The organism is Paraburkholderia terrae, assembly GCF_002902925.1.
Taxonomy (GTDB): Bacteria; Pseudomonadota; Gammaproteobacteria; order Burkholderiales; family Burkholderiaceae; genus Paraburkholderia; species Paraburkholderia terrae.
Window position 1 is genome coordinate 2,459,317 of record NZ_CP026112.1, and the last position, 22,991, is coordinate 2,482,307.

General features: G+C 60.6%; 26 protein-coding genes and 1 pseudogene. 20 read left to right on the top strand and 7 right to left on the bottom strand.

Annotated features, from left to right (window positions below):
- Window positions 1–36 precede the first annotated feature (36 nt).
- A pseudogene (locus tag C2L65_RS27275) lies at window positions 37–195 on the top strand (winged helix-turn-helix domain-containing protein); the annotation flags it as partial.
- Window positions 192–1,541: a sensor histidine kinase gene (locus tag C2L65_RS27280; RefSeq protein WP_042307582.1), complete on the top strand. Its 1,350-nt coding sequence runs from the start codon at window positions 192–194 to the stop codon at window positions 1,539–1,541. The pseudogene C2L65_RS27275 and the gene C2L65_RS27280, both read left to right, overlap by 4 nt.
- Before the next feature lie 82 nt (window positions 1,542–1,623).
- Here C2L65_RS27280 and C2L65_RS27285 read toward each other — a convergent pair whose 3' ends face one another.
- Window positions 1,624–1,971: a cupredoxin domain-containing protein gene (locus tag C2L65_RS27285; RefSeq protein ID WP_042307580.1), complete on the bottom strand. Its 348-nt coding sequence runs from the start codon at window positions 1,969–1,971 to the stop codon at window positions 1,624–1,626.
- Window positions 1,972–2,010: 39 nt separating this feature from the next.
- On the bottom strand, window positions 2,011–2,955 hold the full coding sequence (locus C2L65_RS27290) for a metallophosphoesterase family protein (RefSeq protein WP_042307578.1): 945 nt from the start codon (window positions 2,953–2,955) through the stop codon (window positions 2,011–2,013).
- Between the two features lie 280 nt (window positions 2,956–3,235).
- Here C2L65_RS27290 and C2L65_RS27295 point away from each other — a divergent pair, with 280 nt between their 5' ends.
- The 4 genes from C2L65_RS27295 to C2L65_RS27310 all read left to right on the top strand — a co-directional run bounded on the left by C2L65_RS27295 (window position 3,236) and on the right by C2L65_RS27310 (window position 6,002).
- Window positions 3,236–3,469 carry a hypothetical protein gene (locus tag C2L65_RS27295; RefSeq protein ID WP_042307576.1) on the top strand — a complete coding sequence of 78 codons (234 nt, stop codon included), beginning with the start codon at window positions 3,236–3,238 and terminating at the stop codon, window positions 3,467–3,469.
- Window positions 3,470–3,477: 8 nt separating this feature from the next.
- Window positions 3,478–4,218: a hypothetical protein gene (locus C2L65_RS27300; RefSeq protein WP_081920904.1), complete on the top strand. Its 741-nt coding sequence runs from the start codon at window positions 3,478–3,480 to the stop codon at window positions 4,216–4,218.
- Between the two features lie 249 nt (window positions 4,219–4,467).
- Window positions 4,468–5,349 (top strand): alpha/beta fold hydrolase, encoded by an 882-nt coding sequence (locus C2L65_RS27305; protein ID WP_042307571.1) that lies wholly within the window; start codon window positions 4,468–4,470, stop codon window positions 5,347–5,349.
- 128 nt (window positions 5,350–5,477) lie between these two features.
- On the top strand, window positions 5,478–6,002 hold the full coding sequence (locus C2L65_RS27310; protein ID WP_103254602.1) for a YceI family protein: 525 nt from the start codon (window positions 5,478–5,480) through the stop codon (window positions 6,000–6,002).
- 234 nt (window positions 6,003–6,236) lie between these two features.
- Here C2L65_RS27310 and C2L65_RS27315 read toward each other — a convergent pair whose 3' ends face one another.
- A complete protein-coding gene (locus C2L65_RS27315; RefSeq protein WP_042307568.1) occupies window positions 6,237–6,887 on the bottom strand; it encodes an FMN-dependent NADH-azoreductase in 651 nt (216 codons plus the stop codon).
- A 110-nt stretch (window positions 6,888–6,997) separates the two neighbouring features.
- Between C2L65_RS27315 and C2L65_RS27320 the strand changes: the two genes are divergently transcribed.
- Window positions 6,998–7,849, top strand: coding sequence for a LysR substrate-binding domain-containing protein (locus tag C2L65_RS27320; protein ID WP_042307566.1), 852 nt, complete (start codon window positions 6,998–7,000; stop codon window positions 7,847–7,849).
- A 157-nt stretch (window positions 7,850–8,006) separates the two neighbouring features.
- Here the strand turns inward: C2L65_RS27320 and C2L65_RS27325 are convergent, their stop codons facing one another.
- Window positions 8,007–8,966, bottom strand: a complete 960-nt coding sequence (locus C2L65_RS27325; protein ID WP_042307564.1) for a GlxA family transcriptional regulator — start codon at window positions 8,964–8,966, stop codon at window positions 8,007–8,009.
- Between the two features lie 110 nt (window positions 8,967–9,076).
- Between C2L65_RS27325 and C2L65_RS27330 the strand changes: the two genes are divergently transcribed.
- The 3 genes from C2L65_RS27330 (at window position 9,077) to C2L65_RS27340 (ending at window position 11,044) form a co-directional block, all read left to right on the top strand.
- A complete protein-coding gene (locus tag C2L65_RS27330; RefSeq protein WP_042307562.1) occupies window positions 9,077–9,382 on the top strand; it encodes a putative quinol monooxygenase in 306 nt (101 codons plus the stop codon).
- A gap of 117 nt (window positions 9,383–9,499) precedes the next feature.
- Complete coding sequence (locus tag C2L65_RS27335) at window positions 9,500–10,114, top strand: hypothetical protein (protein WP_042307560.1); 615 nt, start codon at window positions 9,500–9,502, stop codon at window positions 10,112–10,114.
- A gap of 156 nt (window positions 10,115–10,270) precedes the next feature.
- Complete coding sequence (locus tag C2L65_RS27340; protein ID WP_042307558.1) at window positions 10,271–11,044, top strand: alpha/beta fold hydrolase; 774 nt, start codon at window positions 10,271–10,273, stop codon at window positions 11,042–11,044.
- Between the two features lie 59 nt (window positions 11,045–11,103).
- Here C2L65_RS27340 and C2L65_RS47305 read toward each other — a convergent pair whose 3' ends face one another.
- The gene (locus C2L65_RS47305; RefSeq protein ID WP_081920902.1) at window positions 11,104–11,328 is read right to left on the bottom strand and encodes a YciI family protein; all 225 of its coding nucleotides are present in this window, start codon (window positions 11,326–11,328) and stop codon (window positions 11,104–11,106) included.
- Between the two features lie 24 nt (window positions 11,329–11,352).
- Window positions 11,353–12,258 (bottom strand): NmrA family NAD(P)-binding protein, encoded by a 906-nt coding sequence (locus C2L65_RS27350; protein WP_233446560.1) that lies wholly within the window; start codon window positions 12,256–12,258, stop codon window positions 11,353–11,355.
- Window positions 12,259–12,693: 435 nt separating this feature from the next.
- On the opposite strand from C2L65_RS27350, the gene C2L65_RS27355 reads away from it, so the two are divergent.
- Window positions 12,694–13,257, top strand: a complete 564-nt coding sequence (locus C2L65_RS27355) for a PadR family transcriptional regulator (protein ID WP_042307554.1) — start codon at window positions 12,694–12,696, stop codon at window positions 13,255–13,257.
- 344 nt (window positions 13,258–13,601) lie between these two features.
- On the opposite strand, the gene C2L65_RS27360 is transcribed toward C2L65_RS27355, so the two are convergent.
- On the bottom strand, window positions 13,602–13,970 hold the full coding sequence (locus tag C2L65_RS27360) for an NUDIX hydrolase (protein WP_042307552.1): 369 nt from the start codon (window positions 13,968–13,970) through the stop codon (window positions 13,602–13,604).
- A 247-nt stretch (window positions 13,971–14,217) separates the two neighbouring features.
- Here C2L65_RS27360 and C2L65_RS27365 point away from each other — a divergent pair, with 247 nt between their 5' ends.
- The 9 genes from C2L65_RS27365 to C2L65_RS27405 all read left to right on the top strand — a co-directional run bounded on the left by C2L65_RS27365 (window position 14,218) and on the right by C2L65_RS27405 (window position 22,458).
- A complete protein-coding gene (locus tag C2L65_RS27365) occupies window positions 14,218–15,129 on the top strand; it encodes a CHAD domain-containing protein (RefSeq protein ID WP_042307800.1) in 912 nt (303 codons plus the stop codon).
- Between the two features lie 463 nt (window positions 15,130–15,592).
- A complete protein-coding gene (locus tag C2L65_RS27370) occupies window positions 15,593–16,750 on the top strand; it encodes an amine dehydrogenase large subunit (RefSeq protein WP_042307549.1) in 1,158 nt (385 codons plus the stop codon).
- A gap of 7 nt (window positions 16,751–16,757) precedes the next feature.
- Window positions 16,758–17,324: a MauE/DoxX family redox-associated membrane protein gene (locus C2L65_RS27375; RefSeq protein WP_042307547.1), complete on the top strand. Its 567-nt coding sequence runs from the start codon at window positions 16,758–16,760 to the stop codon at window positions 17,322–17,324.
- A complete protein-coding gene (mauD, locus tag C2L65_RS27380) occupies window positions 17,321–17,938 on the top strand; it encodes a methylamine dehydrogenase accessory protein MauD (protein WP_042307545.1) in 618 nt (205 codons plus the stop codon). Before C2L65_RS27375 ends, mauD begins: the two co-directional genes overlap by 4 nt.
- 40 nt (window positions 17,939–17,978) lie before the next feature.
- Complete coding sequence (locus C2L65_RS27385) at window positions 17,979–18,524, top strand: methylamine dehydrogenase light chain (RefSeq protein WP_042307543.1); 546 nt, start codon at window positions 17,979–17,981, stop codon at window positions 18,522–18,524.
- Window positions 18,521–19,018, top strand: a complete 498-nt coding sequence (locus C2L65_RS27390) for a c-type cytochrome (protein WP_042307541.1) — start codon at window positions 18,521–18,523, stop codon at window positions 19,016–19,018. The genes C2L65_RS27385 and C2L65_RS27390 overlap by 4 nt, the downstream gene beginning before the upstream one ends.
- Entirely contained in the window at window positions 19,015–19,578 is a 564-nt protein-coding gene (locus C2L65_RS27395; protein WP_042307539.1) for a c-type cytochrome, read from the top strand. The genes C2L65_RS27390 and C2L65_RS27395 overlap by 4 nt, the downstream gene beginning before the upstream one ends.
- A gap of 25 nt (window positions 19,579–19,603) precedes the next feature.
- Entirely contained in the window at window positions 19,604–21,109 is a 1,506-nt protein-coding gene (locus C2L65_RS27400; RefSeq protein WP_042307538.1) for an aldehyde dehydrogenase family protein, read from the top strand.
- A gap of 110 nt (window positions 21,110–21,219) precedes the next feature.
- Window positions 21,220–22,458 (top strand): porin, encoded by a 1,239-nt coding sequence (locus C2L65_RS27405; protein ID WP_042307536.1) that lies wholly within the window; start codon window positions 21,220–21,222, stop codon window positions 22,456–22,458.
- Window positions 22,459–22,991: the final 533 nt, after the last annotated feature.

Below are 22,991 nucleotides of genomic sequence, written 5' to 3' on the forward strand. Positions count from 1 at the left end.
GACGAGATGATCGGCGAGCCTGTCGCAAGCGCGCTCTATACCCGTTCGGAACTCGAAGACAAGTTGTACGGATGCGGTGAAGAAATCGCCAGAAACGCGATCGAAGTGCATGTACAGGGTCTGCGGCGCAAGATCGGTTCCGACCAGATAGCAACCGTGCATGGTGTCGGTTACCGGATCAAGCGATGCGTATGACGTCGATCCGGCGCTGGCTGCTGGGATGGCTGATTGCAGGCCTCGCGGTCTCGGCGTTGACAGCGGGCTATGGCATCTTCCACACCGCGCGCGACGAAGCCAGCGAGCTATTTGATTTCGAGCTCCGCACGGTCGCCGAATCGCTTCCCGCAAACATCAGCACCACCGATACTATCCTGCAAAGCAAGCCTGATTTCGAAGGTTTGTCCGAAGACCGTCTTTTCATCGAAGTCTGGGATCAGGCAGGCGGGAGCGTCTACAGATCGCTGGGTGGAATTGATCTTGCACGCTTCCCGGCGGGTCTGCGCACAATCGAACATGACGAGTACCACTGGCGCGTATATGGGGTTCAGCAAGGCACTCGCTTCGTACAGATCGCGCAACCCGTCTCCGTGCGCGAGAATCTCGCACTTCGCCTTGCATTACGCACACTGGCGCCGCTAGCACTGTTCTTCCCGGTCATCATCGCGATCGTTCTTTTCGTTGTTGGGCGCGGACTTGCCCCGCTAGCGGAAATCTCCCGCGCGTTGACTACACGATCTTTCGATTCGCTCGAACCGCTGCACCTCGACGCAGCTACACCCCTCGAGGTCAGGCCACTCGTCAATGCATTGAATGATCTGCTGCATCGACTGGATGTAGCGTCACAAACGCAAAGGACGTTTGTCGCGGATGCCGCGCACGAACTGCGATCGCCGCTGGCCGCATTGAAACTTCAATTACAGTCCGCCGAGCGCGATGGATCACTGATCGGAAACAAGACGACGTTCGAGCGCATCGAAGGTCGCCTCAATCGACTCATCCATCTTGTACACCAGTTGCTCACGCTCGCCCGCGAGGAAGCGCAGATAGGCGCCCATTTCCAGTCAGTAAGCCTGCGCCGGCTGTGCGAGCGTGTAGTCGCCGATTTTTCGCTACTCGCGGAGGAAAAGCAGATCGATCTCGGCCTCGTATGCGCTTCAGCCGGGCCGGCGGATGAAACCTACAAGGCTAGTGTGGAACCCGCTGGCATCGAAGTGTTGCTGAGCAACCTGATCGACAATGCGATTCGCTATACGCCGCACGGCGGCAAGGTCGATGTCATTCTCACGCGCGAAGCCGGGACGATCAGCGTTTGCGTATCCGACAGCGGCCCGGGCATACCCGACGAGGAACGGGAACGCGTATTCGATCGCTTTTATCGCAGCGCAGGTACCAAGGAGCAAGGCAGCGGTCTCGGGCTGGCGATTGCGCTAAAAATTGCGCAGCGTCACCATGCATCGCTCCAGATGCAAAACAATCTCGAACAGCATGGTCTGCGGGTCACGTTAGCGGGACTGCGCGTAGAAAAAGCACCGCTACCATAAAGTCGGCCCACGTTCGAGACTTGACCGGATCGAACTCCAGAATGACGCGAGTTCGAGCCGGTCAACGTCGATCAGATCACATCTACTGCACAGTGATGACTTCCTTCATGTTCGGATGTATGCCGCAAAACACGTTGTAGACGCCCGGCTTGTCGAACTTGAACTGGTAGGTGTCGTTCTGATCCAGCGCGGCGGAGCGAAACAGGCCGGAGTCACTCACCACGGTATGCGGTTCGCCGTCCAGATTTTTCCAGGTCACCGTCGAACCCGCTTTGATCGTGGTAGACATCGGTGAAAACATAAAATTCTTGATAAGCACAGCATTGGCGTCTTGCGCCTGCGCGACAGTCATCCCTGAAGTTAGCGCCGCCACGATCATCCCGACTCCAACAGAGACAACCCGCGTACGACGAAAGATGGCAGATAGCATGATCCGGTTCCTTGCTTGATAAGTAGGTGGTGATTGCAATCAGACGAGCGTCGCGTCGGAAAGCGTCGCCTTGAGCGGGTGACGCGAAATCTTGATGCTGGTCACGCCAAGCATGCTGGCAAGCTGATCGCTCGCCACCTTGAGTGGCATGGGCCCTGGGCCATTGCCGGCCGTCGGTTGCGGATAGGCCGTCGAGCGCGCGGTATGAAAGGTAATATTCCCCTCCACCTTGGACACGATCTGATGGATATGTCCATTCAGTACGGTGACCGAGCCGAACCGTTTCAGGTAGTCCATCGCCCGGCCGGCGTCGCCCGTGCCCCATCCCCACGGTTCGTAAATCGTCCACATCGGCATGTGTGCGAAGACAACGATCGGCGTACTGGACGAGCGCCCCTTCAGATCCTTTTCCAGCCATTCAAGCTGGTCGTCGCCAAGACTTCCCAGACCATTCGGCTTGAAATGCATCACATTGACGAGCCCGATGAAATGCACGCCTTTGTGGTCGAAGCTGTAGTACCCCTTGTTGTCCGAGGCCTTGCCAAAGCGCTGGAAGTATTCGGTTCCGGGCCCGTCTGTCACGTCATGTTCTCCGGGCACGGTGTGCAGTTCGGTGATATTCAGCCCCGACATCAATTGGGCCGCAAGGTCGAATTCCGCTGCCTTCGAGAGATGGGTGATATCGCCCGTGTGTATCGTCAGTGCCGGCTTGACGGGCATCGCATTGACGAAGTCAATCGTCTCCTTGAGCGTGCCAGCGACATCCGGATTCGCTTCCTTGTTGAAGCCGATATGCGTGTCACTGATCTGAAGGAACAGGGGCACGCCTGAAGGTGCCGACTTGTCAGCCGTACCTGCGGCGAGCGCTAATTCGACTGGTGTGAGAATGCCGCCGGCCAGGACGAACAGCGTGCCGGCGCCACCGTAGGCGAGGCATTTCAACGCGCTGCGGCGCGACGGATCGGAAGGAGTATCTGATGACATGATGTGCTCTCGATTGGGGGTTCAGAAGGTATAGACCGCCGAATCACCCAGTGGACCTCCGCCGGCTGGGTTCAAGCACTAGACTGCTGTGTCGTCCGTTCTATTCCCGCAACATGAACTCCTGTTGCAGGCGCCCTGTCATCCGCTAACCTTTCGCGGCGCTGCTGCAACCCCGCTTGCTCTTGATAAACGTTGCCGCAGGGTTGGTGTCCGTTTAGCACGGAATATCCGGCGCATTTGTACGGTCTAGCAGGCAGGACACACGAAATGGGGAATCGAAATGGACATCATCGACCTGGCCCGTGAATCGGGATTGACAGTCATCCTCGATGGAAGAATCGGCCGCGAGGAATACCACAGCGTATGCGGTTCGATTTCGGCGTTATCGCGATTCGCCGAATCGGTATGTCAGTACGCAGCGAGCCCGGATGACTGCGCGCCGTGTGCCACGCAACGCTCTCTGCAGTCGGAAACGAGTAGCGTCGATGGCATGTCCCGCGCATCCGTAAATTGAGGTTTCGGGTGCAATCCGTTCTGCGCCGCCTTCAACTCGGGTCGGGCATTGTGTTGCTGACCTATCTCTTCCTCCATCTGATCAATCACGCGCTCGCCATCTGGTCACTGGAACTTGCCGGGCGCGGTCTGCTGGTGGCGCTGTGGCTCTGGCGTAGCATCCCGGGCACTTTCGTACTTTACGGTGCGGCATCACTGCACTTCTCGCTCGCCTTGCATACGATTTACGCGCGCCGCCAATGGACGCTAGGGCCGGCAGAATGGATCCGCCTCTGGGCAGGCCTCAGCCTGCCGCTGCTGCTCATCCGCCACGCGGTGACAACTCGATTGGCCTCCACGCTCTACGGCTTCGAGCCAAACTATGAGCGCGTCGTCATCACGCTGCTCACGAGTGGCACGCAGGGACTGCAGCTTGCGCTGCTCGCTCCCGGCTGGGTACATGGATGCCTCGGACTGTGGTTCCGGTTGCGTCATCATCCATTGGCGCAACGCATGAAACCCGCATTGCTCACGTTCGCCATCCTCTTGCCGCTGCTGTCTGCGGGAGGCTTTATCCAGATGATGCGAACCGTCGAGACAAAGAGCTTCATACTCCCGCCCCCCGATCCAAAGCTGGTTGCCCATCAGCTCGCTCTGGATGCCTGGCGCCACGATCTCGTCGCGATCTACCTCGTGGTGACGATCAGCGCATTCGTTGCTGGCCAGATGCGCAACGGACTCGAACGGCAAAGACAGCAGAAGAATCGCTGAATTCCAGATAGGTCACGGCGACACGCGAAGTCCCGCAACTCGCGACGGACACAGCAGTGACCCGTATCGCCCCCTCGTGCGACGACGAAAATTCGCATGGCCGAATCGATACCAAAATTGTCGATTGGGACCGTATTTTCTGGTGCGCCAGGTTTGTACAGTGTCGGTCACCGCATGAGCGCTCACGCGGGCCTGGAGAACAAAGGCTAGCCGCCAATCCCCAACCACGAGCAAACCCGGAGTACACAGATGAACGAGCATGCCCACGTAGATGGGATTTATCCCTTCCCGGCTGCGATGCAGACGCGGACGATCGAAACCAACGGTACATCCATCCATGTGCGGGTCGGCGGTCATGGTCCCGCCGTCGTCATGCTGCACGGCTTCGGCACAACGGGCGACATGTGGGGTCACCTGGCGAGCGCACTCATCGAAGACCACATGATCGTCGTGCCTGACCTGCGTGGCCTGGGCCTCTCGTCGAAGCCCGACGGCGGCTACGACAAGAAGAATCAGGCGGCGGACGTGGTGGGCGTGCTGGACGCTCTAGGTGTGCATACGGCCGACCTGGTGACGCACGACATCGGCATCATGGTCGGCTTCGCAGTGGCCGCCGCCCACCCCGAGCGCGTGAACCGATGGGTAGCGATCGATGCGCCGCTGCCCGGCGTCGGCCCCTGGGATCAGATCACACAGGATCCGGCCATGTGGCACTTTGGCTTCGGTGGTAAAGACATGGAGCGCCTCGTCGCCGGCCGCGAGCGCATCTATCTCGACCGCTTCTGGAACGAACTTTCCCGGGACCCGAAGCGGTTTGATGAAGCGAAGCGCCAGCATTACGCAGCGCTCTATGCGCAACCCGGCGCAATGCGAGCGAGCTTTGCGCAGTTCCTGGCGTTCAGCCAGGATGCGGCCGACAACAGGAGATTCCTCGCGCAGGGCAAGCTTCAGATGCCCGTCCTGGCCTTGGGTGGCGAAGCGACATTCGGCCCTATGATCGGCGCAGTGATACGGTGTGCCGCCGATCACGTCGAAAACGTGACCATCCCCGATTGCGGGCACTGGATCACGGAAGAACAGCCGGCCGCGACGACAAAACTTGTCGTCGACTTTCTGCATCGGCGTTCGTGAGCTAGCTAGCCTTATCGCCGCGTGGCTGGGTCCAGCCGCGCCGCAGCCCATCATCGACACTTAGCGAGTCTGATTTGAACAAGTACCTGATTGCACCTTGCGCTCTCGCGTTGATCGCAGGATCAGCGATGGCGGCCACAACCACTTACAACCTTGACCCGAGGCACACCTATCCAAGTTTCGAGGCCGACCATTTCGGCGGCATTTCAGTGTGGCGGGGCAAGTTCACGAAAAGCAGCGGCGTCGTGACACTCGATCGCGCTGCAAAGACTGGCGTGATCGACGTATCGATTGACACCGCGTCGATTGACACGGGTAACGCGCAACTCGATACGCGTGTGAAATCGGATGAATTTTTCGATGTCAGCAAGTATCCGACTGCGACGTTCAAAGGTAGTGCGCTGCGCTTCGACGGCGACACGCCAATCGAAGTATCGGGCGACTTCACATTTCACGGGGTCACCAAACCACTGACGTTGAAGATCGATTCGTTCAAGTGCTTCATCAACCCGCTGATCAAGCGCGAAGTGTGTGGTGCGGAAGCCAGCGCGCAATTCGACCGCGCCGAGTACGGCGTGACCTGGGGCACGAATTACGGTTTCAGGACGTTGACTCGCCTGCAGATTCAGGTTGAAGGCGTGAAGGCGGATTAGGCTGTAGACGGACTTGACTACATGAAGGGTCGATCCTCCTACCCTGCCCTTCTTTTGTCGCAGCGCACGCTCTCAGAGGTGCGCTTTTTTTATGCATACAGTTCTTTTTTTCGACCGGAAGCATCCAACAGGTCGAAAAAAAAGACACAGACTCTAGAGCCACGAATGCCCGCAGCTAAAAACGTGGGCCTTTAATTCGATGCCTTGGCCCACGCGTTTGTAGCTTCGGACAATTCATCTACCAGCCGAAACAGAAGCCGCCCCCACCAACGCCACAGCCCGCTCGCGTGCAGCCTGCCTTGCCGCGTGGTCGACTTCGGGTCCAAACAGCGTTTTCTCGACGACAACCGATTCAACGTTAGTGATACCGACGGATCGCAGCCACGCTTCGATATAAGGCCGCTGAAAATCGAACGAATGGGCGGGGGTGTTTGAGTCGATCGAATAGTCGAGTCCTCTCGCGTAGATCACTACCGCTTCCTTGTCTTTCAGCAAGCCCTGAAGCCCACGCTCATCGAAAGAGAACAGGATGTCTCGCTGCGACACGACATCGATGAAATGCTTGAGCTTGTACGGAATAGAAAAATTCCACAGTGGCACAGAGAGCAACAACGTATCCGCGTCGTGCAGCCGCTGCGCGAGGCGCCGGATGTCCGCCCACGCCTGCTGCTGCGCTTCGCTGAGCGGCGTGCCGCTCAGGTCCGCATATTTCGCGTCGAGCGCATCGCCGTCGAATTCCGGCAAGTTAATCGACCACAGGTCGAGCACGTCGATCGAGTGATCTGGATGAGCGCCGCGATAAGCCTCCAGATAGGCGCGCGCAACGTCGAGGGAAGCAGATCGCGTCTTGCGTGGCGACGATTCGATATGCAGCAAGGTCGGCATGGCAATACTCCACGTGGGTTGACTGCCGCCATCACAACATATTTCGATTTAAAATATAAACGAAGTATCAAGAGCCTATTCAGTTCAATTCGCACTGTATTGGAAGGACCATGTTCGATACCGTTCTGCTGCGCTCTTTCGTGGCCGTCGTCCAGGAAGGCGGGTTCACGCACGCCGCCGTCCGTCTCAATCTAACGCAGTCCGCGGTTAGCGCGCATCTGCGACGTCTGGAAAAACAGACCGGCCGGGACCTGCTCGTGCGTACCACGCGCTCGGTGACGCTCACACCGGACGGTGAACTTCTGCTGGGCTACGCGCGCGCCATCCTCGCGCTCAACCATGATGCGCATGCGCAACTGCTTCGCGGGCCCAGCGAAGGTGCGATCCGGGTTGGTCTTTCCGAAGACCTCGCCAACGTCAGGCTGATGAATGTCATGCAGGCGTTCGCGGTGCGGTATCCGCGCATTGCCTTCAGCGTCAGGGTCGGCATTCCTGCCGAACTGCTGCAGGCGATGGACCGGGGCGAATTCGACGTGGTGATCGGCGGACGCTGCCATGATTCGCGTCCCGGACGCGTGCTATGGCGAGAGCCGCTCGTGTGGGCTGGCGCGGAGTGGGCTTCGCTTACGTCCGGCGCGCCGGTGCCGCTCGCGTTGTTTCCGGAACCGTGCCCGTATCGTGAGGCCGCGCTTTCCGCCCTCGCCCGCGCGGGCCTCGATTACCGGATCGCACTGGTGTGTTCGAGCGGCGCCGGCCTGTGCGCCGCCGCGCAGGCTGGCTTTGCGGTGACGCCGGTCGTGCATACGCAACTCGTGCATGGCTTGCGTGCGGTCGCGCCGGATGCCGGCCTGCCCGCACTGCCCGATGTCGAGTTCACGATGTTCTCGGTTCCGGGCGCATCGGCCAGCATCGCCGACGAACTAGGCAACGCAATCGTGCTCGCATTCGCGCATAAGGGATGACAACCGGGCGAGCGCAAGACGTGCTGGCAAAGATAGAGAATCAGGACCTCATCCTATCCATGCTGGCTCAGGAATCATCACCCTGCGATCGACCTGTTCCACTCGTGCAAAACAGTCTTTCCCAGGCGCAAACGCGACCGTGCGTGGCCACGACGACTCACGACGCCCGCAACTCACGTACACCCTTACCTATCCGCCGCCGCAGCAACGTTCGCAACGTGTGGCCGTCCGCATACCCAACCTGCTCAGCAATGCGCTCGACGGGGAGTTCGCTCGTCCTGAGCAGATGGACGGCGCGCTCGATTCGCAGATCCTGAATGTACTCGACGGGCGTTTTACCCAGCACCGCGTTCAGACGACGCGTCAACGTCCGCTTGCTGGTCGCCAGTTCATCGGCAACGACGTCGAGTGAGATCGCCGTGCCGAGGTGTTGCCGCACCCAGCGGTCGAACCGCTCGACGAGCACATCCGAGTGAGAGAGCTGATCGGAGATCGCATAGGCAGACTGCGATAGTCGCGAGTCGAATACGAGGTACCTTGCAACGAGCGCCGCAAGCTCAGGGCTGTGGTTGCGGATCAACCAGAGCGCAAGGTCGAGGTGGCTCAGGGCCGCCCCTGCCGTTATGGCACCGCCGCTGGGAACGACAATCCGGTGCGCGTCGAGGTGTACGTTCGGGTAGCGCTGCCGGAATAGCGGCGAAAGCCACCAGGTGGTCGTGGCATCGTAACCGTCGAGCAAGCCGCTTTCAGCCAGCACGAATGTACCCGTACATGCGGCTGCAACGCGCGCGCCGCCACTTCGCCACGCGCGCAAAGCACCAAGCGCATCGACCACATCGTCGCGAGCGAGCGCCGGCACAAGCGCCTCGGGCGACGTGCGGTTAAGCGCGGGCAAGACGACCCAATCCGGCGCAGGCGCGTCGGGCACCTCTCGCACGGGCACTTGCAACCCCAGCTCGGTATGTACTTCAGGGCGCATTCCCACCACGGTGATGTCGAAGCCCGCCGTGGCCACCCCTGTCGTGCGCGCAAGGCTGTTGGCCATCGTCAAGCTGTCGAGCACAGTGGTGAGGCCCGTATCGAACACCCCCTCGAGCGCGAGAACATAAATCCGCATGGCAGCATTGATACCAAAATTGTCGATCGGGACAGTATTCTCCAGCGCGTTGCGTTTGTACAGTGTCGATCACCGCATGACCCCTTCATGCGGAGCACTGGAGAACGAAGATGATCAAGCACGCCTTGTTTGTCCGACTTGAAGCCAAACCGGGAAAGGAGCAGGCGGTAGCAAACTTCCTTGCCGATGGGCTGGAGATGGCCAATCGGGAGTCGACCACGCCAATCTGGTTCGCCCTCAAGCTGTCGCCGACGACGTTCGGCGTATTCGACGCTTTTGCGAGTGAAGCGGATCGCCAGGCGCACCTGAGCGGCAGGATTGCCAGCGCCCTGATGGCCGGCGCCGACGACATGCTGGCAAATCCCCCGTCGATCGAGCCGATCGACGTCCTTGGCATGAAGAACCTGCTGGCGTGAGTCATTTGCGCTCCGGCAGCACACAACTCCCGGCGCTGGAGACCGTATCCAGCAACCGCTATGTCCGCCAGCCTGTGGCGTCGTGATTCAAGCCCGTTCATATAGATGGAGTAGTTCGTGTCGATTCAATACAAACTAGGCGCTTTGTTCGCTGCCCTTGCGTTTTCGAGCGCGTCTTTCGCGCAAACGCCCGACGTCAAACCGGAACGGATTCGCGGCGATATCGTGTCGTTCAAAGGCGAATTGCTGACCGTACACCGGAAGAGCGGCGACACCGTATCGATCGATGTCAAACCGGACGTCGGCGTTTCGGCTCTCAAGCCCGCCACGCTTTCCGACGCCAAGATCGGTTCCTACGTGGGAACGCCGGCGATTACGGGCGGCGATGGAAAATTGACGGCCACTTCGATGATCGTTTTTCCCGAGGCAGCACGCGGTACGGCAGAAGGGCATTTCGCCTATGACTTCGGTCCCAACAGCACGATGACAAATGCAAACGTGGTGTCGGTTGTCACCGGCACACGCGGCCGTGAACTGAATCTGTCATACAAGGGCGGTTCCAGCACGGTGACAGTGCCGGAGAACGTTCCCGTCGTGACGCCGGTTCCGGCGAGCAGAACGGATCTGATGGCAGGGAAGAAGGTGTTCCTCGTGGTGACACCGGGTGCGCGTGGCGTTTATGACGCACACGTGCTCTTCGTCGAAAAAGACGGCATCGCGCCGCAGTTCTAACGCATCATCATGTCGGTCCTCTGTGGCCGTTGGTGCCGATGATCTGCCCCATTCCCGGCAAGCGCGGTCGAACCATGTTGCGATATTGCGATTCTCGTTTCCATTCATTCAATAATCCTAATTACTTTTGACGTTTTCCTTATTCAGGAATTGACCATGCGTTTTCTCACGTTACGCTCTGCAGCGGCGCAGGCCGCCGCCGCACTTTGCCTGCTTGCCACTGCCGCCGCGCCTGCTTTTGCCGCACCGGTGAAGAACATCGTGGTGGTCCACGGCGCGTTCTCCGACGCCGCAGGCTGGCGTCCCGTCTACAACATCCTGACGAAGGACGGTTACCACGTGACACTGGTGCAGCAACCTCTGACGTCGTTCAACGACGACGTTACTGCGACGAAGCGCGTGCTCGATAGCCTCGATGGTCCGTGCGTACTCGTCGGCCACAGCTATGCTGGCGCGATCATAAGTGAAGCCGGGAACGACGACCACGTGACGTCGCTGGTGTACATCGCCGCGCATGCGCTCGACGCCGGTGAAACCATCGGGGACAACGGCAAGAAGTACCCGGTCGGCCCGCTATCGATCGTCGGAACGACGGATCATTTTGTTTACCTGAAACCCACCGACTATCCGTCGCAGTTCGCACCCGACCTGCCTCGCGCGCAGGCCGATTTCGAAGCGCATGCGCAGATACCGCTGGCAGCATCGGAGTTCTCGGCGCAGGTTTCGGATCCGGCATGGAAGACCAAGCCCAGCTGGTATATGGTCGCGAAGGCTGACAAGATCATCAGTCCGGACCTCGAACGTATGTACGCAGCGCGCGCTCACGCAAATACGGTCGAGATCAATGGTGCAAGCCATGCGGTGTTCGAGTCCCATCCGCGGGAAGTCGCCGCACTGATCGAACAGGCGGCGCAGCGGTCTGGCCAGTAGGGGTACGTTCCTCGGCGCTTACCGCCAGCTTGACGCCATATGCAAGCGCAGACGAGCGCCTACGCGCGGGTGATCGGCAGGACCGGGATCACTTGCGTGTACCCGGCCGATGCGCTCGGGCTGAGCTCAGCCCAATTCAAAGCTTCTTCCAGCGTCTCGACCCTGACCACTAAAAAGCTGCCTAACAGTGCGTGCCCTTCCCGGGATCGGCCATCCTGGACCTGGCGCCGTCCCGCACCCGCACGGTGCTGGCGTTGCGCGGATCGAGTCGTGCCGGCCCGCATGACACCGGCGGTTAGAAGAGACGATCAGGCAGGCGCGAACGCGGCCGCATGGCGGCGAGCGAATTCGGCGGCGGAAATCGGCGCGCGACCGACTAGCTGCTCGAAGGTGTTGGTCATGCGGTCGTAGCGGTTGTCCCGATGCAGCTGGGCCATAACGATCAGGTGCGCGAGCAGATGAGCCGGCTGTTTGGCCTCCTGGAGCCTGGCTTCCCAGATCTGCGGCGGCACGTTGACGTATTGGATGGTGCGGCCCAGTGCGCCGCTGAATTCCTGCGCGAGCTCGGCCATCGTCAGCGACTGGGGGCCGGTCAGTTCGTAGACCTTGCTGATATGCGGCTCTGGGTTGGCCAGCACAGCAGCAACGGCGGCTCCCACGTCGGCGGCGGCGATCGGAGAGGTCTTGCCGTCAGCGAACGGCAGGCGGATAGCGTTGTCGTCCCGGATCCCCTTGGCCGCCGGCAGGAACAAGCCTTCGAAGAAAGCGGTTGGACGCAGGTAAACCACCGGCAGGCCGGACCAGCGCAGCACCTGCTCCGCGAGCCAGTGCTGCTTCTGTTGCGGGCTGCCGGTGGTCTCTGTCTCGCTCATCTGCGACAACGTCATCTGCGACAGATTGACGAAGGCCTTCACACCCAGGCTTTTCGCTGTGACCGCGACGTTGGTGGTCGCTTCCAGGAAGTTGGGTGAAACCGACATCGTGAAATACACCACTGAGCAGCCTTGCATGGCCGCACGAACCGCGACGATGTCGAGCATGTCGGCGACCACGACTTCGGCGCCCAGATCACGCAACGTGTCGGCGCGCGCGTCCAGCTTGCGCACCATCGCGCGTACGCGATGGCCTTGCTCCAGCAGGATGACGATAGCTGCGCGCGCGGTCGAGCCGACGCTGCCGGCGGCACCAGTGACGAGGATGGTTTCTTGGGACAAGATTCTCTTCCTTGTGTTCGTGAGAAAGATGAAGAACATGAGCAACGGACCTCAGGAATCGCCAGCCTGGCGCGTCTGCGCCGCATTAACGCCGGCACGTACCGCACTGGAAGCGAGGACGTAATAGACCAGGTCGGTGCGCATCGGCGGCAGCCCTTTCTGGACGGTCTGGCCGAAGTCGTCGCACTCGGCACTGGCCGGCGCCGCCTCGACTCAGGCAACCTTGGTGCTCGGACGAAGCGACACGGCGGACCGACCGCGTCCGGCCAAAGCTACGACGGCTCGCGAGGCCGCAGCCAAGGGCCACAGGGAAAACGGAGGCCGCATACATGCTAGAATCATCTATGTTGAAAAATACATAGTTACACGACTCATATGACTATGTCAAAAAAAACATAGTCATTCCGCGTGCGCGTTGACGCAATCAAGGAGCGAATGCGAGTGAGTGATTTGAAGGAAGCCAAGGCAAGCAAGGCGAAACCACTGAAAAATGTTCTCCTCGCCGGGCTATATAACCAGCCACGTTCGGGCTATGAAATGACCAAGTGGCTGCAGATGGCGGGCCAGCATTGCTGGTCGGTTGAGCACAGCTCCGTGTACCCTGCTTTGCGCGAGCTGGAGAAGGACGGACTCATCAAATCGGAGCGCTTGCCGGGAACGCGCGGACCGGAACGCTTGATCTACAGCGTGACCGATGCTGGACGTGAGGAGCTGACGGCCTGGGTGGCCAATGGTTCGCCGCGCCCGGCCATCAAGGACGAACAGATACTGCGGGTGTTATGTTTTGATTTGCTGCCGCGCGAGACAGCGTTGCAGCAAATTCGTGCGGTGCGCGCGGACCATCAGGCCCAGCTTGAATTCTTTCTCGAAAGGCAGGCCGTGCTGACCGAGCATCAGCTTGGACCGCTGTTGGTGACGCGCCGCGGCGTGTTGGCGGAACAGGCCTATATCGCGTGGTGTGACGAGGTGGCGGAAATGATTGCTCGCAGGCCAGCCTGATCCCGGCCGAATTCAGGTCGGCGCGCAGCTTGAATTTGCCAAATGGAAGTACCCGGCGAAGGAGGCACCACCATCCTTGACATTGGCACGCGATGCACCCAGGTAGACAAACAGACCGTGTGTCTCCGTAGCGATACTTCGCAACTGGTGCGAGTCGCTACGGTGTCGCGGGCATTCTCGACGGATGCGGGGACGCAGATGAAGCGACGCACGTCGGCGCCGGAGAGGACGATCCGTTAGCGCCGCTGAAGCCGACGTTTGATCTACCGAGTCACCGCCGCTACATGGCTGATTTGCGTCTGATGTGAGCGAGACGCGGCGTGCTATCCACCCCGAAAACGAGGCTACTTCCTGCGCTGTTGACTCATGAGTTTCACGATATCGGTCGTCGGCCGGCTCGTCATGAGGCGAGGGATGTCGTCGAGGTGAACCCAGCGACACCTCGATATTTCATTACTCGGGCGAGCTTTGGCGCGATTCGGGATTTCGCAGGAGAACACGTGATGGTGCTTCTGCTTGCCACGGAAGTCGAAGAGATGCTTGGCTGACTTCCCTGTAAGCCGCGTTTCTTCCTTGAGTTCTCGAAGCGCGGCGTCCGAGCGATGTTCTCCACGCTTGAGGATCCCACCCGGCAAAGCCCACTTTGATTCACTACGTGCGACCAGGAGGATTCGCTTGCCTCTGCGGCAGACCACGGTGGCGCGTTTCTTCAAAACGAACTCCCACGTATGTTCCAGGAATTTTCATGCATTGCCCGATTCGCGAGCGTATCGGGCAGTGCATGACGTAACCAGGCATCCTAAATCAAAACAGCGGAAGCACGGCGATTTTTGCGAAGCGCGGGCGGCGTACGCGCCACACTTTAAAGGCACGTCACTAAAACGTCACATAGAGCGCGGGCGCTCGGAGATGAGTATGGTAAGGTCCGGCGAATGTATTTTTGTCCGACTCGAGGCTGAAATGGATATGGATGGTGACTGGCCCTTGCCGCGGCTAAACAATCGCTTCAAAGTCGACCGGCGGCCGCCCGGTTCATCGCTCTCAAGCGCGAGCACCATCGCCAGTACCTTTGCATCACTGGCGACGCCCGTGGTAGCGGAGGCTGTGCAAAGGGCGAGAGATCTGTCCACACAGAGCGAAGCCGAGGGGTTTCATCAGCTTCGAGTCGCCGTCAGAAAGCTTCGTGCTTTGTACTGGGCGTACTCCCCTTACCTCGGAGAGGAAGCGACCGCACACGCCACCGAAGAATTCAAGCGTCTTGCTGCGTTGGCAGGCGGAACGCGTGATTGGGACATCGCAGGCGATCTTCTGAAATCCGCCCAGGCGTCACGCGCATCGATTGCGCTGCTCGTGGCCGCAGCGCGCGAGAAGCGCGCACAGGCGGTAGTGCATAGCCAGACGATGATCAAAAGCGACGATGTCGAGGCGTTCTTGAACGACGTCCTGCTTCGCGCGCAAGCTACGCTGCAGTCGCGTTGCAACGATCTTCCCATTCAGGCGTTCGCCGAGGCGCGGGTTCGTCTTGCTCAGCGCGCACTTCGAAAGCGAAGCAGGCGTGCAACACGCAGCGAGGCCGCCCACGAGGAAAATCTTCACGATGTTCGAAAGGCGGGCAAGAAGCTGAGGTACCTGCTCGAGTTTTTTCAACCCTTTATCAAAGGCGCGCACGGTCGCACGATCAAAGAATTGACGTCCGTGCAAAACAAGCTGGGACAGTTCAACGACATTGCCGCAAGTGAGACCCTGATTCGCAGCGCGTCATTCAACGAAGTCCCACCTGAGGTCGTGCAAGAGTCGTTGCAATGGTTGGAAAAGCAGAAGTGTCGACGAATGCGTGCAGCATCACGGCGGGTTCGAACCATCGCTAGCTGAGCTTGAGGCGATCTCAAACGCTGAGTATTGGGGCGCCACCGAGGCGTTTGCGTGCTTTGGCCAAGGCGCGCTCAGCGGGTCACCGGAGGCCCTTGGTGCAAATCAGGTCACGCTCGTTTCGATGTCAGGTCCGCATCTGTTAGCTGCCATTGAACGCCTGACCGGGCGACCGGCGGAAGCGACGCAGGTAACAGGCCGACTTTTCATGCTGTGGAAGATCACGTAGGCACAATTCTGTCGAAACTCCGCGTTTTCGCGAAAGCAAGCCCCATTTCCACTCCTAGAAACAAACCCTAACCCCCAACAGCCGCACGGCGCGTAACCCAACACCCGCCCTACATCCCTTTCAGCAAGACTACCAATATCCCAAATCGGCACGCACGCCTTGCCGGTTTCGGCGTTGGCCCGATTTTTCGTCGATCTACAGTCGCCCCACACAACGTGAATCTCTAACGGAGGCGACATGAGAATAAGGCGACGAACCGCGTCCATCGCGGCGACGCTGTCATTTGCGGCGGCATGCATCGGCAGCGCGCACGCAATCGAAAAACCCGAAGAACTGACCGTGCAGAAGCTGCCCGCGTGGCATCCGCATGAGGTGTTCGTCGTCGATATTTCGATGCCGTCGATGACGGACGCACGCATCTACCTGTACGACGCCGATGCGAAAAAGCTGCTCGGCCAGATCGACGCCGGCTTCGCGCCGGGCTTCGCCATTTCGCCGGATCACAAGACGAGCTTCGTCGCGACCACGTACTTCGCGCGCGGCTCGCACGGCACGCGCACCGACGTCATCGAGGTGACCGACAACGCGACGCTCGATCACACCGGCGAAATCGTGATTCCGCCGAAGCACGGCCAGCACGTGCCGTCGCCATACAACACGACGTTCAGCGCGGACGGCAAGCGTCTTTACGTGACCAACATCACACCCGCCGCATCGGTGACGGTGATCGACGTCGCATCGAAGAAGGTGCTGTCGGAAGTCGACATGGCGGCCTGCGTGCTCGCGTTTCCGTCGGGCAACGACCGCTTCACGGGTCTGTGCGAAAGCGGCAAGGCGCTCACCATCACGCTCGACGCGAACGGCAAGGAAGCGAAGCGCACGATGTCCGACGCGTTTATCGACGTCGACAAGGACCCCGCGTACATCAACGCATCGCCGTACCAGGGCGGCTACCTGTTCACGACTTTCCACGGCATGGTGCGCACGGCCGACTTCCGCGGCGACAAGCCCGTGTTCGGCAAGCCGTGGTCGCTGCTGACGGACGCCGAGCGCGCCGAAGGCTGGCGTCCTGGCGGCATGCAGCAGACGGCCGTGCAGGCGAAGCTGCATCGCTATTACGTGGCGATGCACAAGGGCGGCGAAGGCACGCACAAGGACCCCGGCACCGAAGTCTGGGTGTACGACCTGCAGACGAAAAAGCGCATCGCGCGCTGGGATCTGTCGCAGCAGAAGATCGACCCGATCGCCTCGATCCAGGTCAGCGACGACGACAAGCCGCTGTTCTACGGCATCACGGGCACGTCGGATCTGGTCGTGATGGATGCGCGCACGGGCAAGCTGCAGCACGTCGAAAAGCAGGTCGGCAATACGTCGTCGCTGCTCGTCAATCCGTGAGGCCGACATGATGCTCGATCCTGTACTCGCGACGGGCGCGCAAGCCAGCACGGCGATTGTCGTGCTGCTCGGCGCTGTCGCCAAATGGCGGCGTCCTGCCGCGTTCCGTCAGGCGCTCGGCGATTACCGCCTGTTGCCCGAAGCGTTGACGGCACCCGCCGCCATCGCGATCGCGGCAGCGGAAACGGTGGGCGCCGCCGCGCTGCTGTTCCCCGATACGCGCGTAATCGGCGCAATCGTGCTGGTCGCGTTGCTGCTCGCGTTCGCAGCGGGGCTCGCGTTCAACATCCTGCGCGGCCACACCGATATCGACTGCGGCTGCTCGGGCTTTGCCGCGACGCAAGCAGCAAACCAGGCGAACGCGCCACGCGGCATCGGCTGGTTTCATGTCGCGCGCGCCGTGCTGCTTGCTGCGCTCGCCGCGACCGCGTTCATCGAACCCGCAACGCGTTCGATCGTGTGGTTCGACTACCTGACGCTCTTCTTCGCCGTGCTGCTGATCGTCTGCGCACTGCTCACTTTCGATGTGCTGCTGGCCAACGTGCCGCGCCTCTCACACTTGAGGAATTCATGATGCAAACCGCTCTCACCGTTTCCACCGCGCTCCTGTGGATCGCCGTTCTCGCGCTCGGCGCGATCTGTCTTGCGCTGGTTCGCCAGGTCGGCATTCTGTACGAACGCATCATGCCCGCAGGCGCGTTGATGATCGACAAGGGCCCCGCTGTCGGCGCGATCGCACCGACCTTCGAACTGGCCGACATTCGCGGCCAGAACGTGAAGGTGGGCGGTATCGACGCACAAGGCAAGGCCACGCTGCTGTTCTTCCTGTCGCCGACGTGCCCGGTCTGCAAGAAGCTGCTGCCGCTGCTGCCTTCGCTGCAATCGAGCGAAACCACGCCCGTCAACATCGTGCTCGCCAGCGACGGCGAACTCGCCGAACACCAGCGCTTCGCGCAGAAGCAGAACCTCGATCGCTTCCCGTATGTGCTGTCGCAGGAACTGGGCATGGCGTACCAGATCGGCAAGCTGCCGTATGCCGTGCTGCTCGACGACAGCGGCAAGGTGCGCGCGAAGGGTCTCGTCAACACGCGCGAGCATCTGGAAAGCCTGTTCGAAGCGAAGGAACGCGGCGTCGCGTCGCTCCAGGAGTTCGTGCATGGCGATCATCGCCACGAGCAGCACGCTTAAAGCGCCGAACCGATTACAAACCTGAGCGGAGAACAATCACATGGGCGTTTTTGATTCATGGTTCGAGAAGTCGGCGCGCGGCGTCGCGCAGCACAGTTCGCGGCGCAGCGCGATGGCGAAGCTCGGCCGCGTGCTGGTCGGCTCGGCAATGCTGCCGCTGCTGCCCATCGATCGCACCGCGTATGCAGCGGATGCGGCATCGGCAGCGTCGGGCGCATCGGGCGCTGCGGCATCCGGCGCCAGCGACGATCCGATGAGCTGCGATTACTGGAAGTACTGCGCAATCGACGGCTGGCTCTGCAGCTGTTGCGGCGGCACGTCGAGCAGCTGCCCTCCGGGCACGACGCCTTCGCCGATTACGTGGATCGGCACCTGCCGCAATCCGCACGACGGCACCGACTACATCGTCTCGTACAACGACTGCTGCGGCAAAACCTCGTGCGGCAAGTGCTTCTGCAACCGCAACGAACGCGAGAAGCCGCTCTACAAGCTGTCGCTCGACAACGACATCAACTGGTGCATGGCGAACGGCAATTCGAACTATCACTGTTCGGTTTCGGTCCTGCTTGGAGCAGCAAAGCAATGAAAGTGAATCACGCTGGAAAAATCGCGGCCGCCTGCCTTGCGGCGGCTGCGTCGTTGACGATGCCGGGCGTCTCGTTCGCGCAGAACGTGCATTACCCCGCCGGCAAGAGCATGTTCGACGCACAGTGCGCGGTGTGCCATCAGGCAGGCGGCAAGGGCCAGGATGGACTCGCGCCGCCTCTTACCGAGTATCCGGGCAAGTACTCGACGACCGCGCCGGGCCGCGCGCAGCTGACGGCGACTGTGGTACACGGCATGTTCGGCGAGATCAAGGTCCACGACAAGAGCTACAACTTCAAGATGCCGAGCTTCGCAAGCGCGAGCGACGAAGACCTGGCGCAGGTGTTGAACTACGTCGTGTTCGATCTGAACGCACAGCACGGCGACGCGAAGCCGTTCACGGCCGCCGACATCAAGGCAGCGCGCGCGCAGACGATGGACAGCTCAGCCGTCCACACGCAACGCGCCGTCGTCACGAAGGGACTCGGCCTATGAACGCCGCTCGCGTGTCTCGTGCCGGCGACCGCGTGCCCGCGCAACAGCCCGCGCGCGGCGCGCGCGCGGCTTCAGCGGTGACGTTGTGGATCGACGCTGCGCGGCGCATGTCGATGCTGCTCATCGCGTGCGCCGCGACTTACGTGCCGCCCTCGCCCGCCAATGCGCAAAGCAGCGCGGACTTGTCGCTCGCGCAGCAGCACTGGGTGCTCAACTGCATGGGCTGTCACACGGCAACGGGCGGCGGCATTCCCGGCAAGGTGCCACCGCTCGCGCACTCGCTTGGCTACTTCGAGCATCTGCCCGCCGGGCGCGAGTATGTGATGCGCGTGCCGGGCGCCTCGAACTCGGCGCTCTCCGATCAGGAACTCGCTGACGTGCTGAACTGGCTGCTCACGACGATGAACCACGAAGCGCTGCCGAAAGACTTCAAGCCCTACACGGCCGCTGAAGTCTCTGCACAACGCCGCCCCGCTCTCTCCGATGTCGCGACCGTGCGCGCCGGACTGATCCGCGATCTGCACGAGCGCGGCATCAAGAGCGTCGCGGACCGCTACTGAATATCCCCAATCAAAGGAATCGAACATGGAGACGAACAACACCTTCGCGCTGCACGCCGCAACGCAGGCGTTCATCGCGAAGCCGAAGAAGATGCTGATCGGCGCGGAGTGGACGGCTGCATCGTCGGGCCGCACGATCGACGTCGTGAATCCCGCCGACGGCAGCGTGCTCACGCGCGTGCCCGAAGCGAACGAGCACGACGTGCAGCAAGCCGTCGCCGCCGCGCGCCGCGCATTCGATGCCGGCCCGTGGCGCACGATGAAAACCACCGACCGCGAACGTCTGTTGCTGAAGCTCGCCGATCTCGTCGAAGCGAACGCGCGCGAACTCGCGGAAATCGAATCGCTCGATAACGGCAAACCGGTGACGGTCGCGCAAGGTCTCGACGTATCGATGGCCGCGCAGTGCTTTCGCTACATGGCCGGCTGGGCGACGAAGATCGAAGGCAGCGTGATCGATGCGGGCATGCCGTACATGCCGGACAGCGAAATATTCTCGTACACGCGCAAGGAACCCGTCGGCGTGGTCGGCGCGATTATTCCGTGGAATTTTCCACTGCTGATGGCCGCATGGAAGCTCGCGCCCGCGCTCGCGACGGGCTGCACCGTCGTGCTGAAACCCGCTGAAGACACGCCGCTCACGGCATTGCGCCTGGGTGAACTGATCCGCGAAGCGGGTTATCCGGAAGGCGTCGTCAACATCGTCACGGGTTATGGGCATACGGCGGGCGCGGCACTGTCGCGCGATCCGCGCATCGACAAAATCGCGTTCACCGGCTCGACACAGACGGGCAAGCTGATCGGCCACGCGGCGCTCGACAACATGACGCGCATGTCGCTCGAACTGGGCGGCAAGTCGCCTGTGATCGTGCTGCCCGATGTCGATATCGACAAGGCTGCGCAAGGCGTCGCGAACGCGATCTTCTTCAACTCGGGCCAGGTGTGTACGGCGGGCTCGCGCGTCTATATCCACAGCAAGGTGTTCGACAAGGTGATCGACGCTGTTGCGCAGATCACGAAGAGCCTGAAGGTCGGCGCGGGCATGGACCCGTCGACGCTGATTGGCCCGCTCGTCTCCGCGAAGCAGCGCGAGCGCGTGTGCGGCTACATCGACTCAGGCTTCGCGGAAGGCGCGCGCGCCGCTGCGGGCGGCAGGATCATCGACAAGCCGGGCTTCTTCGTCGAACCGACTGTGATGGTCGACACGAACCACACGATGCGCGTGGTGCGCGAAGAGATCTTCGGGCCGGTGCTGGTCGCAATGCCTTTCGACGATATCGACAGCGCCGTGCAGCTTGCCAACGACACACCGTATGGTCTCGGCGCGAGCATCTGGTCGAACGACATGTCGGCCGTTCACAAGCTGATTCCGCGCATTGCGGCGGGCACGGTGTGGGTCAATTGCCACTCGCTGCTCGACAACGCGCTGCCGTTCGGCGGCATGAAGCAATCGGGCTTTGGCCGTGAACTGGGACGCGCTGTCATCGAGCAGTACACGGAAAGCAAGTCCGTGATGATCAATTACGCGTAAGCGTTCGCACGCTGCCTTGCCGAAGCATAATTAGCTTTGGGCTTCACGCATCGGCAAGGCGGCGGATCGCACGCCCACGAAGCAGACGCATAAGACAAAGGGGAAGAGACATGAAACATCGGACGACGCCGCGCACCATCGCGGCGGCGGTGGCGGCGCTCGCCGGCGCAATGGCTGCGATCGCCGCGCCCGGCATCGCGCATGCGGAGAGCAGCGTCACGCTATACGGCGATGTCGACGCGGGCATCACGTACACGAACAACCAGCAGGTCACGCATGCGGATGGCAGTGTCGGCGGCGGACACAATTTTCAGTTCACGGGCGGGAATTCCGCGCCTTCGCGTTTTGGGTTGACTGGGAGTGAAGATATTGGCGGCGGCACGTCGGTGGTCTTCAAGCTCGAGAACAGCTTCTTTACGGGGAGCGGTAGTTTCGTGCAGGGCGGCACGCTCTTCAATCAGAATGCGTGGGTTGGGTTGACCAATGAGCGGTACGGCACGCTGACATTCGGCCGCCAGTTCGACTCGTACACGAATGCGCTCGCGCCGTATGCTTCGAGCAATGCGTGGGCTACGTTGTATGGCTCGCATATCGGCGATGTCGATAATCTTAACGCCGCGCTTAATCTGAACAATGCGGTGCAGTATGTGAGTCCTACGATTGCGGGCTTTTCTGTGAGCGGCACGTATTCGCTGGGCGGCGTTGCGGGTGATTTTTCGCAGAAGCGCGGCTGGGCTGTATCAGCGAGCTATAACAACGCGCCGTTCTCGTTCGGCGTCGGTTATCTCGATCTGAACAATCCGCTCGATGCTGCGTTGGGTGGTGAGCAGGGTTATATCGGCGATTTCGCGTGTTCGAATCCGACTGCGATGTATTGCGAGTTGCAGAATGCGCATTCGTTGAAGGCAGTTGGTGTTGGCGGTTCGTACGCGTTCGGACCGGCAACTTTCGGCCTCGTTTACACCCACACGAAGCTCGACGATAGCCAGTATTTTGCGAGCGCCACACTGCCGCAAGGCGCGGATGTGCGATTCGATATCGTTGAGGTGAATGCGACTTATGCGTTGTCGCCGGCTTTTACGCTTGGGGCCGCGTATATCTATAACTCGATGAAGACCGATGTCAGCGGGTCGCCGAAATTTCATCAGGTCAATCTTGGGGCGACATATAGTTTGTCCAAACGGACGACGTTGTATGCGGTTGGGATTTTTCAGAAGGCCGCTGGCAGTGGGATTGGGACCGATCCTGTCACAGGACAGAGTGTGAATTATGCGCAGATTCCTAATCTGCCGAATTCCACTACAGATAAGCAGGTGTCTGTGACTGTTGGGCTGAAGCACAATTTCTGAGTTTTTTTTGTTGTCTGCGGCGCGGGGTGGTTTGCTTGTTTTTGCGCTGGCATCTGCGTTATGGTGGTTTGCCTGTGGTTGCGCTGGCATCCGCGATTCGTTAGCGTGCTTCAGGCGTCGCCCCTGTGCGGGGCGGCACCTACTTTTCTTTGCCGCCGCAAAGAAAAGTAGGCAAAAGAAAGCGGCTAACACCGCCAGTTCTTGTGTTTGCCTGAGGGCCCCCAGAGGGTCTTACGCTTCACACGGCAGCCTTTCTGTTTGCGTGCGTTGCCAACGCTTCAAATGAACGCCTCACCCACTTCAAACACCCGAACTTGGGCTAGCGGCAGCGAATGGTATGTGCAGCCCAGGTGGCAAACTGTGTGTAGGTTGTCGCGTCGTACAGGGTAGCGCTCTAACAGGGTGGAACGCGTGCGCTATCGGTCCGGAGTGAGGCGTGTGAGGCACTACGGCCTACACACAGTTTGCCACCTGGGCGGCCGTGGAATATCTGGCACGGCATGATGCAGCGCGGGCGCATGAAGTGGGTGAGG